The organism is Streptomyces sp. BoleA5 (assembly GCF_000373665.1).
GTDB lineage: Bacteria > Actinomycetota > Actinomycetes > Streptomycetales > Streptomycetaceae > Actinacidiphila.
Genome location: NZ_KB892092.1, coordinates 12,795 through 27,554 on the forward strand (window position 1 = coordinate 12,795; position 14,760 = coordinate 27,554).

Annotated in this window: 14 protein-coding genes; 10 read left to right on the forward strand and 4 right to left on the reverse strand. The window is 69.8% G+C overall.

What is annotated here, in order from left to right; translation table 11 throughout:
• Positions 1–264 precede the first annotated feature (264 nt).
• The 6 genes from B085_RS0107585 to B085_RS0107610 all read left to right on the forward strand — a co-directional run bounded on the left by B085_RS0107585 (position 265) and on the right by B085_RS0107610 (position 7,133).
• Positions 265–1,302: a ScbA/BarX family gamma-butyrolactone biosynthesis protein gene (locus B085_RS0107585; RefSeq protein WP_018557969.1), complete on the forward strand. Its 1,038-nt coding sequence runs from the start codon at positions 265–267 to the stop codon at positions 1,300–1,302.
• A 30-nt stretch (positions 1,303–1,332) separates the two neighbouring features.
• Entirely contained in the window at positions 1,333–2,253 is a 921-nt protein-coding gene (locus B085_RS0107590; protein WP_026250777.1) for an NAD-dependent epimerase/dehydratase family protein, read from the forward strand.
• 41 nt (positions 2,254–2,294) lie between these two features.
• A complete protein-coding gene (locus B085_RS46665) occupies positions 2,295–2,471 on the forward strand; it encodes a hypothetical protein (RefSeq protein ID WP_158689679.1) in 177 nt (58 codons plus the stop codon).
• A gap of 346 nt (positions 2,472–2,817) precedes the next feature.
• Positions 2,818–3,447: a DUF6338 family protein gene (locus tag B085_RS0107600; RefSeq protein ID WP_267881084.1), complete on the forward strand. Its 630-nt coding sequence runs from the start codon at positions 2,818–2,820 to the stop codon at positions 3,445–3,447.
• Entirely contained in the window at positions 3,447–3,611 is a 165-nt protein-coding gene (locus B085_RS49185) for a hypothetical protein (protein ID WP_018557973.1), read from the forward strand. Before B085_RS0107600 ends, B085_RS49185 begins: the two co-directional genes overlap by 1 nt.
• 135 nt (positions 3,612–3,746) lie before the next feature.
• Positions 3,747–7,133, forward strand: coding sequence for a CHAT domain-containing protein (locus tag B085_RS0107610; RefSeq protein WP_234018521.1), 3,387 nt, complete (start codon positions 3,747–3,749; stop codon positions 7,131–7,133).
• Positions 7,134–7,240: 107 nt separating this feature from the next.
• On the opposite strand, the gene B085_RS0107615 is transcribed toward B085_RS0107610, so the two are convergent.
• Together B085_RS0107615 and B085_RS0107620 are read right to left on the reverse strand one after the other, a co-directional pair.
• Positions 7,241–8,113: an IS3 family transposase gene (locus tag B085_RS0107615; protein ID WP_018557975.1), complete on the reverse strand. Its 873-nt coding sequence runs from the start codon at positions 8,111–8,113 to the stop codon at positions 7,241–7,243.
• Positions 8,110–8,418: a transposase gene (locus B085_RS0107620; protein ID WP_018557976.1), complete on the reverse strand. Its 309-nt coding sequence runs from the start codon at positions 8,416–8,418 to the stop codon at positions 8,110–8,112. Before B085_RS0107620 ends, B085_RS0107615 begins: the two co-directional genes overlap by 4 nt.
• Before the next feature lie 417 nt (positions 8,419–8,835).
• Here B085_RS0107620 and B085_RS0107625 point away from each other — a divergent pair, with 417 nt between their 5' ends.
• On the forward strand, positions 8,836–10,719 hold the full coding sequence (locus B085_RS0107625) for a DUF2075 domain-containing protein (protein WP_018557977.1): 1,884 nt from the start codon (positions 8,836–8,838) through the stop codon (positions 10,717–10,719).
• 484 nt (positions 10,720–11,203) lie between these two features.
• Here the strand turns inward: B085_RS0107625 and B085_RS0107630 are convergent, their stop codons facing one another.
• Both B085_RS0107630 and B085_RS49945 read right to left on the reverse strand, forming a co-directional pair.
• Entirely contained in the window at positions 11,204–11,665 is a 462-nt protein-coding gene (locus B085_RS0107630) for a hypothetical protein (RefSeq protein ID WP_158689680.1), read from the reverse strand.
• Positions 11,662–11,940 (reverse strand): hypothetical protein, encoded by a 279-nt coding sequence (locus B085_RS49945; protein WP_199789169.1) that lies wholly within the window; start codon positions 11,938–11,940, stop codon positions 11,662–11,664. The genes B085_RS0107630 and B085_RS49945 overlap by 4 nt, the downstream gene beginning before the upstream one ends.
• A 153-nt stretch (positions 11,941–12,093) precedes the next feature.
• Here B085_RS49945 and B085_RS0107640 point away from each other — a divergent pair, with 153 nt between their 5' ends.
• From B085_RS0107640 to B085_RS0107650, 3 genes are all read left to right on the forward strand, one after another.
• A complete protein-coding gene (locus B085_RS0107640) occupies positions 12,094–12,345 on the forward strand; it encodes a GntR family transcriptional regulator (protein WP_018557980.1) in 252 nt (83 codons plus the stop codon).
• Between the two features lie 49 nt (positions 12,346–12,394).
• Positions 12,395–12,562 carry a GntR family transcriptional regulator gene (locus tag B085_RS0107645; protein WP_018557981.1) on the forward strand — a complete coding sequence of 56 codons (168 nt, stop codon included), beginning with the start codon at positions 12,395–12,397 and terminating at the stop codon, positions 12,560–12,562.
• Between the two features lie 887 nt (positions 12,563–13,449).
• On the forward strand, positions 13,450–14,742 hold the full coding sequence (locus B085_RS0107650; protein ID WP_158689681.1) for a replication-relaxation family protein: 1,293 nt from the start codon (positions 13,450–13,452) through the stop codon (positions 14,740–14,742).
• The last annotated feature ends 18 nt before the right edge of the window (positions 14,743–14,760 follow it).

The following is a 14,760-nucleotide window of genomic DNA, read 5'->3' on the forward strand; positions in this document are numbered from 1 at the left end:
CGCTTCCGCGTGAACGACGGTCGGCACGTCACCGAACGATTGGCATCCCGCGTACGGCAGTTGAGAACCGGCGAGGGGGAGTCGGACGAACCGTCACTGACGCGCTCAGGGCGGTGTGAAGCCCCGCATTCGTGCATGGGGAAACTTTTACTGTTCGTACGTACAGGCTTGTCTGTATGTTGTCGCCAGCCGGGATCGGCCCACGGGGGGTGGCTGAGATCAAGCGACTTCCCCTGCCTTCGTCGCGACTGACAGGAGTCCCTTGTGTCTGCTCTCACCGACCCACCCCACGCGAACCTCGTCGACGTCGTCGCGCCGCACGGCGTACGTCACACCACTCCCGGCCATGCCGTGTCCGGACACGCCGCCCCCCGTTACGCCGCCTTCGCCCACACCAGGACGCTCACCACGACCGTCCCCCGTGAGTACGTCCACCGCAGTGCAGTCTCGGAGGTGCTCCTGACCGGCTGGAGACCGGCGGCGGGGGACGCCGCGACGCCGAGCTTCACGGTGAGAGCCCAGTGGCCGCGCGCACACACCCTGTTCTCGTGCGTGCGGGGCCGGCAGGACCCGATGATGATCGTCGAGTCCGTCCGCCAGATCGGCGCCCTCCTCGCCCACGCCGAGTTCGGCGTCCCGTTCGGGCACCACTTCATGATGGGTGAGATCGCCTTCGCCGCGGAGCCGGACCTCCTGGCCGCACAGGCCACCCCCACCGAGGTCGAGTTGCGCACCGTCTGCCGCCCTCAGACGCGCCCAGGCGGGAAGTTGAGCGGGATGCGCTACGACGTCGTCATGGTGCGCGAGGGCAGGGAGCTGGGCACGGCCCACGCGGCCTTCCAGTGCCTCACACCGGTCGTCCACCGCCGGCTGCGGGGGGAGAGGCCGACTACGACGACCCGGCCCATTCCGCCGGCCGCCGCGCGGGCCTCGGTGGGCCGCGTGTGCGACCTGGACGTGCTCCTTGCCCAGCCGCAGGAGATGGGCCGCCTGCGCTGGGAGTTGCGGGTCGACACCGCACACCCCACCTTCTTCGACCACCCGGTGGACCACGTCCCCGGGATGGTGCTGCTGGAGGCCGCCCGCCAGGCGGCGCGCTCCGCGGCGGGCGCACCCGACCTGCTCCTGCTGACCCTGGACAGCCGGTTCCTGCGCTACGTGGAACTCGACGCGCCGTGCTGGATCGAGGTGACCTCGGTGGAGCGACGCGACCAGGGCCAGACCCTGGTGCGGGTGTGCGGTGTGCAGGGCGGCGAGAGGGTCTTCACCGCAGACCTGGCCCTGCAGGCCCACACCGCCTGAACCGTCGACGTCGGAAGGAGGCGGGCCGGCGTGCCAGTCGTGGTCATCAGCGGCGCCACCGGCTTCATCGGGGCGCACACCGTGACGGAGGCGGCGTCCCGCGGGGTCGCCTTGAGGCTCATGTGCCGTCGGCCGCCTCCGGAGCCGACCGGACACATCACGGTCCAGGCGGACCTTGCCGATCCCGACAGCCTGCGCGGCACATGTGATGGAGTCGACATCCTCATCCACTGTGCCTCCCACATCGGGGACTCCGTCGAGGACAACGAGACCGTCAACGCCCGTGGGACCGAGGCGCTGGTGCGTGAGGCGTGCCGGGCCGGCGTGACCCGCGTGGTCTATCTGAGCACGGCCTCCGTGTACGGCCGCGGAACCTTCCGGGGCGCCCGCCCGCAGGACCTCCCGCGGAACCCCGGCTCGCCGACCTCGGCGAGCCGGGCGTGCGCCGAGGACGCGGTCCTCGCCTCGGGCGGGATCGTGCTCCGGCCCCACCTGGTCTACGGCGCCGGGGACAGGTGGGTGGCGCCCGGCCTGGTGAGAATCATGCGCGCGGTGCCCGCCACGGCGGACGCCTGGGCCTCCCGCCTGTCCCTGATCGCCGTCTCTGACCTGGCCCGGCTGCTGGTGGGCGCAGCGTTGGCACCCAGGAGGAACCTGACAGCCTCCGTCTACCACGCCGCGCACCCCACACCGGTGGCCGCGGGGACACTCATGCGCGCCGTCGCAGTCTGCGCGGGCCTGGACTGGCCGGGCGGCGTGGCCTGCGCAGAGCAGGTGCGTCCCTCGCCGGGGGCAGCGGACGGCCTGCCGCCGGCACTCGCGATGCTCCTCACCGACCACTTCTTCGACGCTGAACCCCTGTGGCAGGACCTGCGCCTGCCCCCGGGCGAGGACTTCGCGACGGGCTTCGCCCGGGTGGCGCCGTGGTACGAGCGGGCGTGGGCAAGGTAGGGCGGAGGTGCTGAGGATCTGAGAACGGACACCTCGTGGTCATGAAGAACTATCCGCCGCAGTTCAAGGCGGACGCGGTCGCGCTGTACCAGTCGCGGCCCGAGGCGACGATTCGGCAGGTGGCCGCCGATCTGGGGATCAACTCTCATGAGGCAGGACCCATCACGCAACGAAGGAGCAAGACGCGGCACGCTGATCGCGTGGGGACGACAGGGTGACGCTGGGTCGAGCAAGAACCCTGCGACCGCAGCCTGCCGTTCTACTCATGGCGCCCTCCGGGCCGTCCCGACCATCAGCAGGTGGACATCCGATGACGACCCGTGTCCTCCCTACGGCGAGCCCCATCGGCCCAGCCGTCGTCGGCTACGTCCGCGCGGCCCTAGGACAGTGCCCCGTCCCGCAGATCAGCAGGCTGATGCGGACCGCCGTAGCCGAGGCCGGCCCGCTGCCTCGCAGTAGCCGCGGAAAGGGGTGTTCCGCCGATCGCGGAGTCGCAAGCCAGTAGCCTGATCGAGCGGAGTCCGTGAGACATGGGGGTGGTGAGTGCAGGCGCCTGCGACCGTCGTGCAACTCGCTCTGCTCGTCCTTCTGGTGCTGCCCGGGGTCACCTATCAATTCGTCCGGGAACGCCGCCGTGGTCCGGTGCCCGGTGAGCGTGATCTGGGTGAGCGGGTGTTGCGGGCGATCGTCGCGTCGATCGCGCTGGACGGCCTGTACGCAGTGGTGGCGGGGCCGGCGCTGGTTCGCCTGGCTCGAGGCGCCGGCGGCGGCTGGGACGGCTTCGTGGACCGGCCGCGAGTGGTCGGCTTCGTCGCCGTGGTGCTGTTCCTCGTCGTGCCGGCCATGGCGGCGGTCATCGTTTCCCTGGTGGATCGGCAGCGGCGCAAGGCTCGGTTCCTGCGTACGCCCAGCGCCTGGGACCACGCATTCCGCGACCGCGAACCATGCTTCGTGCGCGTGCGGCTCAAGGACGGCAACTGGGCGGGCGGCTGGTACGGGAACCGGTCGTACGCCTCCTCGTACCCCCACCCGGCCGAGCTGTACCTCGAATCGGCGCGCGTGATGGGTGCCGACGGGGCGTTCGGTGCGCGCGTGCGCGGGACGGCGGGCCTGCGGCTGCGGGCGGAAGACTTCGACGTGCTGGAGTTCGTCGAACCCGCAGAACCGGCGACCGTGCCGGAGGAGGAGCGATAATGGCGAACGAACCCGTGCCCCGGCCCGAACCCGATCTCTCGTCTGAAGAGGTGGCACTGCTGCAGGAGGCCGTGGACCGCGGCTACACCCCGAAACGCACGGTCGCCGAGCCGGACGAGGCGCCTGGGGGCCCGGCCGGCACCTCGAACGGCAACGAGGACTGACGGGTGGGAGGCGGGCCCGTGAACGGCCTGGCCGAGCGGTTCTGGGAGGCGTTCCACGTGGCCCGGCACAGCGCGGACCCCGCGTCGGTCGAGAAGGCGATCGGCCTCGGCCGTGCCGTGCTGGCCGCGGAGGACGTGGCCGAGCGCCGCTTGGTGCTGTCCAATCTCGGGGGCCTGCTGCAGACCCGCTACCACCAGACAGGCGACTTCGAGTTCCTGCAGGAAGCCGTCCGCACTGTCATGGAGGCTTACTTCCTGGCTTACGAAAGCCCGGAGGACTCGGCCAACTACGCCAACAACATCGGCATGCTGCTGCATACCGCGTTCGGGCAGAACCAGGACCGCGGAACCCTGGCCGACGCGCTGGAGTGGAGCCGGACGGCCGTTGACGAGGAACCGTCCACGGAGAAGGCGTTCTACCTGGGTAACCTCATTGTCGCGCTGCGGACGGCGTTCACTGTGACGAAGGACCTCGCCTCCCTGGCGGAAGCAGTGGAGCACGCGCGGGCCGCCGTCGAGTGCTCCCCCGATGACGTGCTGACCGCGAGGAGTCTGCACTTCCTCGCCGTGGTCCTGCGCGACTGGTCCCATGAGACCGGGGAGACCGGTGTCGTGGAGGAGGCTGTCGACGCCGCGCGGCGAGCGGTGGAGCTCACGCCGGCCGGGTCGTCCGACGTGCTCGACCGGTTGAAGAACCTCGCGTACCTTCTCGACGACCGCTACCGGGAGCGCGGAGCGCGGGACGATCTGTCCGAACTGCTTCGGGTCCGGCAGACACTGGTGGCCCACACCCCGGTCACCGATCCGCGGCACTCGCAGAACCTCGTCGAGCTGACGACCACGGAACGTGACTGGGCCGCGCTCACCGGCGAGGGCCCGAAACGGACCGCCGACTGGGAACGTGCCGACACCGAAGCCGAAGCGTGCGGCCGCTACGCCGCCGAGTTCGAGCTGACCCGGGACTCGGCCCTGCTCGCGCGGGCGATCGAGCTGGGACGCTCGGTGGCGGCGGCAACCCCCGCCGGGCATCCACGCCGCGGCGTGCGGCTGGACCACTTCGCTGCGGCGCTGGCCACCCGCGGTGAAGCGTTCGGGGATCGCGTCGCGCTCGCGGAGGCCGTCATGATCGAGCGGGAGGCGGTCGCGTGCACATCCGCGGGGAATCCGCGGCGGGTCCAGTTCATGGGCAACCTCGCCGTCAACCTGCACGCGTTGTTCCATGCAACCGGAGAGCTGGCTCACGTCGTAGACGCGATCGACGTTGCTCGCCGTGCCGCCGAGGTCACGGCAGGGCAGGACCGCCACCCGCATGTACTCGGGATCCTCGCCGGCGTGCTGCACACCCGGTTCCGGGTGACCGGCGAACTGCAGGTTCTGTCAGAGGCGGTCGAGCGCGCGCGGGAGTCCGTCCGCCTCGGAGCGAGCCTCGTCCCCGGGCAGGCCCAGCGGCTGTCCAACCTCGGCGCCATGCTGTCGGATTGCTTCGTCAGGACGGGCGAGGCGAGCGTGCTCGACGAGGCGATCGACGCGCACCGCGCGGCCACGGATGTGACGGCGGACGACGACCCGGACCGGGCAGTGCGGCTGGCCAATCTCGGTGGTGTGCTGGAGATGGCGTACGAGAAGTTCGGCGACCGGAACGCGTTGCGGGACGCCATCGCGGCGCGGCGCGCGTCCGTGGCCGCGACTGCGGAGGCAAGCCCGCACTGGCCCCGGTACACCTCGAGCTTGGCCGCTGCGCTCGGCGACTGGTGCACGAACCCCGTCGCACCCGCCGTCGCGCGACGGGAGCCGCCGGATCCGCAGGTCCTCGCCGAGGCGGTCGGCCTGGCCCGGAGTGCGGCGCGCAGGCCCGAGCAGGACGCCTATTGGCGGGCGAGTTCACTGACCCGCGTCGCCGACGTCCTGGCGCTCGGCTTCCGGCACCTCGGCGACGGCGACGCGCTGGCCGAGGCACTCGGCTGCTATCGGGAGGCCGCGGAGTCTGCCGGATCGCCGACGGCGAGTCGGGCGGAAGCAGCGGACCGATGGGGCGGTCTGGCAGCCGAGGCGGGCCAGTTCGACGTGGCCGCCGAGGGGTACGCCGCCGCGGTCCGGCTGCTGCCCCGGCTTGCCGGGCGCCGCCTGGGCCGCGAGGACGCCCAGTACTGGCTCGGCCGGTTCGCCGGGGTTGCCGCCGACGCGGCTGCGTGCGCGCTGGCCGTCGGCGACGAGGTGAGCGCGGTGACCCTGCTTGAATCCGGGCGCTGCGTGCTCGCTGCCCAGGCACTCGACAGCCGCAGCGATCTTTCCGGTCTGCGCGAGCAGGCACCCGAGCTGGCCGAGCGCTTCCGGACGCTCACCGCGGAGTTCGAAACCGACACCACGAGCGACCGCGTGGCGCTCGCCGACGAGCTCGACGCGATGACCGACCGGATCCGTGCGCTGCCCGGGATGGAGCGGTTCCTACGGCCGCCGCTGCTCACCGACCTCACCGCGCAGGCGCACGAGGGCCCGATCGTGTACATCAACGTCAGCCGGCACCGGTGTGACGCGCTGATCATCACTGCGGACGGGGTCCGGTCACGCGCGCTGGACGGTCTGAGCGAAGAGACCGTGAGTCACCGAGTACGCGCTCTGCACACCGCGTTCACGGAAGGGCGGCTGATCGCCGAGCAGGCGATCCATGACACGCTCGAGTGGCTGTGGGACACCGTCGTGGGCCCTGTGCTGGGCGAACTGGGGCTGACGGCGGAACCGGCGGCGGATGGTCCGTGGCCAAGGATCTGGTGGGCCCCGGTCGGATCGCTCAGCCTGCTCCCGCTGCACGCCGCGGGTCACCACCGCGACGGCGGACCTGTGCTCCTCGACCGCGTCATCTCCTCGACGACGCCGACGATCCGCGCCCTGGGGCACGCCCGCGCGGGCCGCCGCGACGACCGGAACGAGCCGCGGCTGCTGGTGGTCGCGATGCCGGTCACTCCGGACGCCCCGGACCTGCCCGGTACACAGGCCGAAGCCGACCACCTGGCCGCTCTCATACCCGGCGCCACGCTCCTGGTCGGCGCGGACGCGACTCGTGACGCCGTTCTCGACGCATTGCCGGCCAGTAGCTGGGCGCACTTCGCCTGCCACGGGTACAGCGACCCGGACAACCCTTCGGACAGCCACCTCGCGCTGCACGACCACGATCGCACGCCGTTTCGGGTGCTGGACATTTCCGGGCTGCGCCTGCGGAACGCGGAGTTCGCATTCCTGTCGGCCTGCGACACGGCCCGCACCACCGCGCGCCTGTCCGACGAGGCGATCCACCCGTTGGCGGCTTTTCAGATAGCCGGGTTTTCCCAGGTGGTCGGCACACTCTGGCGCGTCGACGACGCCGTGGCACCAGCCTTCAGTCAGCAGATCTACGGCGAGTTGATCGCGGATCGATCCGGTGCGTTGTGCGCGTCGGCGGCGGTCCATCGCACGGTCAGGCAGCTCAGGACGAAGTATCCGAACCTGCCGTCGGTGTGGGCCGCACACGTCCACGCCGGCGCCTGATGACGCACTCCGTCGTATCGGAGGTCGACCCGCAGTCGACTCGGCCAACTGCGTTGGTAGCTGTCTGTGAGCTTGCTCCGCTTTGACGGACACGTTCGGTGTCTTGGTCAAGCTGCGAGGGCGGCCTCGAACTCGGCGGGAGTGCGGTAGCCGAGGCTGCTGTGGAGTCTACGTATGTTGTACCAGCCCTCGATCCACTCGAAGATTGCGGAGTGGGCTGCCGCCCGGCTGGGCCAGGACCGGTCGTCGATCAACTCGCGCTTGATGGTTGCGAAGAACGACTCGGCGAGGGCGTTGTCCCAGCACTGGCCGGTGCGGCCGACCGACAGGTTGATGCCCAACTCGCTCGCGAGAGTGGCGAAATCGCGGCTGGTGTACTGGCTTCCGCGGGCCGAGTGAAAGATCACCGGGCCCCCGGGTCGGCGGCTGCGGCAGGCTGCTCGCAGGGCCTCGGCGACCAGTTCGGTGCGCAGGTGGTCGGCGGTGGCCCAGCCCACCACGCGCCGGGAGGCGATGTCGATCACGGTGGCCAGGTAGAGCCAGCCCTCTTCGGTCGGGATGTAGGTGACGTCGCCGCACCAGCGCACATCGAGTTTGGCGGGGTTGGGCTGGAAGTCGCGCAGGACGAGGTCGGGCCGCATGGCCGCGCGCGGGTCGGGGATGGTGGTGCGCTGGCGTCGTCGGCGGTGTTGCCCCTGAAGGCCGCGTTGGCGCATGAGGCGGGCAACGCGACGCCGGCCGCACCGCTCGCCCTCGCGCTGGAGGGCGGCGTGGATGCGCGGGGCGCCGTAGCTGCCGCGTGAGACTGCGTGGACCTCGGTGATCTTCTCGGTCAGCTCGGCGTCGCAGACCGCGCGGGGCCCCGGAGCGTCGGTGCGGCGGGCGTAGAAGGCGGCACGGGAGACCTGCAGCAGCTCACAGGCGCGCTTGACGCTGTGGCCGCCCTGCTTCTCCGCCTCGATGAACGGGTCCACCGTCACCGGGTCTCCTTCGCGAAGAAAGCCGTGGCACGCTTGAGGATCTCCACGTCCTCGCGCAGGCGGCGGTTCTCCCGCCGCAGGCGGGCCAGCTCTTCTCGTTCGTCGCTGGTCAGGCCGTCCCGCTCGCCGGTATCGACCTCGGCCTGCTTGACCCAGTCCCGCACCGCGGTCTCGGTCAGGTCGAAGTCCTTGGCGACCTGACCGACCGAGCGGTCACCGCGACGGCACAGCTCGACGATCTCGGCCTTGAACTCCGGCGTGAGCGAGCGGCGAGGACGCGGCTTCTTCTTCCCCATGCTCTCCATGACAGACATCTTCCTTCCGGGGCGCAAACCCCTGATCTCAGGTGTCCGTCAAAGAGGACCGAGCCCAGTCCCGCCGAAGTTCCCCGACGGCTGGCGGGCCCACCAGCCGTGCTGCAGCACCTGGGACGGCCGGAGTACAGCGTCGCGGTTGACTGAACGGACCGCGGGCTACCCGGACCGAACGGATCTCAAGACGGACCCGGGTGCGTGAGGCTCCGGGCGTCAGACGTGATCAGGGCGAGGACACCGAGCGATACCGAAAGACCGCCGGCAAACAAGAACCTTCACCGCCGCCAGCCTCATGAGTACCCTTGATCACATCATTGCGGCCCGACGGGCTTCCGCTCCGCTCCGGTGGAGTCTCGAAGGACATGCCCCCACCCGCACGAGTCACTTCGTGCTGCCTGGGGGAATTCCTTGCTGCTCCGCGAGTCGGCCAGGACGGTCGCCGTCATGGCCCACGACGGGTCGCTCTACCACCGCCTGACCGAACAGTTCGTCCACATGCACGGCTATCGCCCGGGGACCTCCGAGGCCCGCTCCTGGGAGCGCAGCATCCCTGTGCTGGTGGGGGCACTCAACGATGCGGGGCTCGGCGGTGTGGAGGTCATGCTGGAGTACGCGCTGCCGCTGAACAGCAAGCGGGCCGACGCCGTGCTCGCCGGGGTGCACCCGTCCACCGGAGAGCCGTCTTACGTCATCGTCGAGCTGAAGCAGTGGAGCCAGGCGGCCCCTTACGAGGACGACCCGGCCCTCTGCCTGGTGGACGCCTACGCCCACCCTGTGCTCAACCCCATCGAGCAGGTGCGCCGCTACTGTGACTACCTGGTCAACTTCAACGGAGCCGTCGCCGAGCACCCCAAGCGGGTCGGCGGCGTGGCCTACCTCCACAACGCGACCGAGTTCGGGGTCAGCGGCCTGCGCGAAATCGAGCTCGACGACCGCGGTCAACTGTTCACCGCCGAGTCCAGAGGCGAGTTCCTCGACCACCTCCGTGCCAGGCTGAGCGACAAGCACTCGGGGGCCCGTGCGGCCGACGAGCTCCTTGCGGGCAAGACGGTCCCCTCCAAGCAGCTGATGGCCGTGGCGGCGCAGGAGGTGCGGGAGCGAGAGCAGTTCATCCTCCTCGACGAGCAGCAGGTCGCCTATCGCATGGTGCTCAACGCGGTGCGTAAGGCGAAGCGGTCCGACCACAAGGAGGTCGTGGTCGTCACCGGCGGCCCGGGGACCGGCAAGAGCGTCATCGCGCTCTCCCTGCTTGGCGAGCTGTACCGGGAGGGCGTGCCGGCTCTGCACGCCACCGGTTCGCAGTCCTTCACCAAGACCATGCGCAAGGTCGCCGGCGCCCGGAAGCGGGAGGTCCAGGACCTCTTCAAGTACTTCAACAGCTTCATGACGGCCGAGAAGAACACTCTCGACGTCGTGGTCTGTGACGAGGCCCACCGCATCCGCGAGACCTCCGCGAACCGTTACACCTCGTCTGCCCACCGGACGGGCAAGCCGCAGATCGACGAGCTCATCGACGTCGCCCGGGTGCCCGTCTTCCTCCTCGACGAACACCAGGTGGTGCGTCCCGGTGAGATGGGCACCGTGGCAGAGATCAAGACGGCTGCCGAACGAAAGGGGCTAATCTGCCGCGTCGTGCCGCTCGACAGCCAGTTCCGCTGCGGCGGCAGCGATGCCTATCTGCGGTGGGTCGTACGGCTGCTCGGTCTGGAGCCCGGCGGTTCGGTGACGTGGGATCCCGACGACCGCATGCAGCTTCTGGTCGCCGAGAGCCCGCAGGAGATGGAGGCGTTCCTTGAGGAGCGTCGCGCTCAGGGTTACGGCGCCCGGATGTCGGCTGGCTACTGCTGGCCGTGGTCACCGGAGCCCAAGCCCGGCGACCCGCTCCCGCCGGACGTGGTGATCGGCGACTGGGCTCGCCCCTGGAACCTGCGCGGAGAACGCGCGATTTCCGGAGCTCCGCAGTCGGCCCTATGGGCAACCGATCCGGCCGGCTTCGGCCAGATCGGCTGTGTCTACACCGCGCAGGGTTTCGAGTACGACTGGTCCGGCGTCATCATCGGTCCCGACCTTGTCTGGCGCACAGACCGCTGGGTTACCGACCGTACGAAGTCCAAGGACCCGGTCTTCAAGAAGTCCACGCCCGACGCCAACGTGGACCGGCTGATCAGGAACACCTACAAGGTCCTGCTCACTCGAGGCATGGTCGGCACGGTGGTGTATGCGACTGACCCGGAGACGCGCGACAAGCTGCGCGAGCTGGTGGGTCTGGAGCGGCAGACTGCCGACGTCTGACGGAGTGAGGTCCTTGGACAGCGGGTTCTGTGGCGGCCCCGGTCGAAGAGGGGGAGCGGCTCACGAGAGAGTCAGGGAGGCGACCAGGAGGAGGCCGCCGCACGGCTTGGCGCAGGTGGGCGATCGGCTGGCCTGCGACAGTCGGTCGCCCCGCGTGGACATCACGATGCGCAGTACCCGTGCGTGGAGTCGTGCAGCAGGCATCGCACTCATTCTGTGCTTGGGAGCTCTGAGGCCACGAGACGAACCGGGCACCAGGGCCCCGTAGCGACCAGGGAATCGGCAGGTCGCTACAGGGCCCCTCTCTGCTCGGCCGGCTCGCTACATGCGGTGCAGTCCCGGCATGCATCGGCGGCACTCGCACGGTGGCCACACGGAGGATTGGAGGGGCTTGAGGTTGTCGCTGCTGTGGAAGCGCAGCCAGCGCCCCCACGTCTGCCCGCCGTCGCGCGATACGCGCATAGTCATCAGTGGAGCTTCGCGCCTACGCATCGGCGCCTCCGGTCGTCAGACGCATGCCGCGTGACTCGGCGACCCGTAGCGGGTTCGACAGGACGTCGCAAAGACGGGCCACGACGAAACGAGATTGGTCCGGGGTCAGCGGCTCAGTAACGGAGAGCGTCTGACGGGCAAACTCAAGCAGGTCTGACGCTGCGGTGAGTTGTTCACGTTCCATGCGGTCGGCGAGTCGCGCGATCATGCCCTCGGGATTGTCGTCCGGGGTGTAGGCGGGCTTCCCGTCCGGCCCGGTCCACGGGAGCAGTCGCAGGCCCGCGATGCCGCGCGCAGGCTCCGCGTCCACGATCGGCAGGTCGCCGGACCACGCGTCGTTGAAGCCGTTCAAGTGGTGCCCTTCGTGGTCTGCTGGCAGGACGCAGCCGCGTCCGGTGCCGCCGTGCTCGCGTCCGGGGCGGCGCTGTCCGCAAGCCTTCACAGTCGCGCTCATGCCGCAGCCTCCGGCGTGTAGTCGATGCCCATGGTTGCCAGCACGGCCGCCGTGCGCCGTTCCCGCTGTGCTTGCTGCTCTCGGCGCAGCTCGAAGGCGACGAGATAGCGGGGCACGAGCGGCAGGTCGTCAGCGTCGATCACCTCTGCCGGGCGCGGTGAGCGGTAGGCAGGCAGCGAGGTACGCACCCGTTGCGCTGGCCGGGGGGCTTCCGCCCGACGACGACCATGAGCGGGCAGGAACCACGCAATGAGCGCGGCGGTAAGGTCTGCCATAGCCGAAGCTCCATTCTTCGGTCAGCCCCCGGGATTCGGCCCTTGCCCGGCCGCCCTGGGGGCGTTTCTGTGTCTGCCACTCTTCACAGTACTCGCAGCTATCCACGGTTATCTACGGATGCACGGAAGACCGTGGGTGCCCACGCTGAACCTATGGAGCTTGATCGCACGCGCCCGCTGTGGCGACAGATCGCAGCGGAGATCATCCAGCGGATTCAGGGCGGCACCTATCCGCCCGGGAGCCGCGTGCCCTCCACGCTAGAAATCGCACAAGAGTTCGATGTCGTGAACGCGACTGCATCGAAGGCTATGAAGCACGTGCGCGAGGAGGGTTGGACGCGCGGGGAAGTCGGGCTGGGGACGTTCGTCGCTGACCCGCTGCCTCCGGCAAACCCGTCCGCGTAGCGCCCCGGGATGGCCGCGGGCCAACCAGCATCGGCGGCCGCCATCTGACGTGATCATTAAGCGGATCACGGACGGCGCCTATCTGCCTGGCAGCAAGGTCCCCAGCGTGGTGCAGATTGCGGCCGAGTTCGGCGTGGTCAACTCGACGGCGCAGCGTGCCATGGAGCGGGTACGTGCTGAGGGGCTGACGCGTTCCGAGGAGGGCATGGGCACGTAGGTGCTGAGGCCGGAGGATCGGGACCAGCCGTAGGCGGGAGCTGTCGCCACGCTGACCCAGGCCAGACGCCCAGGAGTGATGATCGCCCCATGGCGGCATGACCTCCAGACGTCCTCACGCCCCGGACCCCGCGAGAGCGATGGTGTGCCCAGGCGGAGGACCCACAGGTAAACCGGTCCACGCGTCGTCACGTTGTCCGACGGTCGGCTGAGGCCAAGCGCGCGCCCCTGCTCGTCGCCGAGCATCGCGAACCACCGGGGCGCTCGGTGCATTAGCCCGACACCACTCACCGACCACCGCGTCAGCCTTGGACGGTGAGTGGGGCCGCAGTAGTCGGTGAGTTCCCACTCGGGCTGGCCACTCTCCGTTGTACTTCAAGCAGGCATCCGAAAGCCGAGAGTGCGTTTCGTGGCGCGTGGGCTGTCGGGGAGTCGGGCGGTGAGTGGTGGGGCGGCTAGGAAGCGGTGCACGGTGCCTGCGGTCCTGTCCGGTAGCGAGGCGCAGTTGCCGTGGGCGTGTACAAACGTTCCTACAGCGTTCCCTACAGTCCTCCCTACACCCCGCCCTACGGTGACTTTCCGCGTTGCGTGCGGTGTTGCCGCAGGCCAGTTCCCATGTTTGCCGGTGGGCGGCGCCTCGACAACCCCTTTGCTCCTGCTGTTCCTGGTCTTGTGTGTCAGTGGGGGGTGGTGGAGTGGTCGTGCAGGGGTCGCGAGGTGGGGCCCCGGGTGCCCGTCCCAGCCCCGGATCTCCGGCTGCCGCCGGGGCGGCGCGGACCGTGGGTCCCCGGGTGGGGTGGTGCGGCGCCGGGCGCACTGGGGAGGGAGAGCGTGGTGACGGGTGCGAAGCGGTGGCGGTTCGGGTCGACGGCGCGGTCGCGGAGTCTGGTGCTGCTGGCGCTGGGAGTGGTGAAGGTCGCCACTGTCACGCAACTCCGTCAGCTTGTTCTTCCTGGCACCGCCGACGTACAGACCGTCCGTAACGCGTGCAAGGACCTGCGCGACACCGGGCTGGTGGAGTCGGTCGGCAAGGCGACCGGAACGGGCCCGTCGGGGCGGCCGGTCAGCGAGCAGTTGTGGAATCTCACCACGGCCGGATTGGCGACGGCCGCGGCGGAGCTGGACCGGCCGCTCGGTGAGATGGGCGGTACAGCGCGGGAGGCGGCCAGGGTCGGTGCGGCGCACGCGGTGAAGGTGACCGACACCATTGACGCGTTTCTGCAGTCACCGCCTCAGCCGACCAAGCCAATCGTCCGCCGTGCCAGACCGCCCGCCGATGGGCCGACGAGCCCACTCACTGGCCGCCCCCCAGGACTTGGCACACTTCACGGCTGGCGCACCGAGGTCACTCTCCCCGTCACCGGCACCTTCACCACGCCGGGCAGGGGCAGCCTGCGCGCCGACGCGGTTCTGACTGCTCCGGAGGAGGGGTTGCCGGTGCTGTTCGTGGAGGTCGACAACGGCACCGAACCACCCGCCACGGTGGCCGACAAGATCGCCCGCTACCGCCGCTTCTTCCAGCGCACCATCAAGGACCACGACGGGGAGCACGTCCCGCTGTGGTCGACCGTCTGGCAGGCGTCCGGTCGCGAGGGTCTACCTCCCGTGGCGTTCGTCTTCACCAAACAGGTCGGCCCCAAGGCCATGCGAGCTCGCATACACGAGGTCGCGCGGCTGTCCAGTGAGCACTGGCAGGGCAGCTGGCAGGCGGGTCACTACACCCCGAACGGCGAAGACAGCGACGGCTACCGGGACTACGAGGACATGGTGCCCGTCCTCGCCACCACGCTGTCCCGGCTGCGCCAGCACGGCCCCTGCGGGGCGATCTGGTGGCGCTTCGGCCACGGCACGGCCGAAAGCCTCACCGACGCCTTGCACAACCCCGACAACCGAAGTGCCTTCTTTCGCCGCGAGGAGCAGCGTCGCGAAGTCCGGCGCGCCATCGAAGAGAAGCGCGTGCGTCGGGAAGAGAGGAGAGAGAAACGACGGGAGGCATCAAAGTGGTCCTGCCCGACCTGCGAGGACGATGTCTACCCCGACGACGCCCCGCACCTGGTCCGCGGCGACGAATGCCCATACTGCCGCCGGCAGCGCGAACGCAGAGCGGCCGAGCAAGCCGAAGCAGAGGCCGAGCGGGAACGCGAGCGCCGCAGCGGGCTGTTCGGCTGGCTCCGTGGTTGACCCACCCCCTGCGTGTGT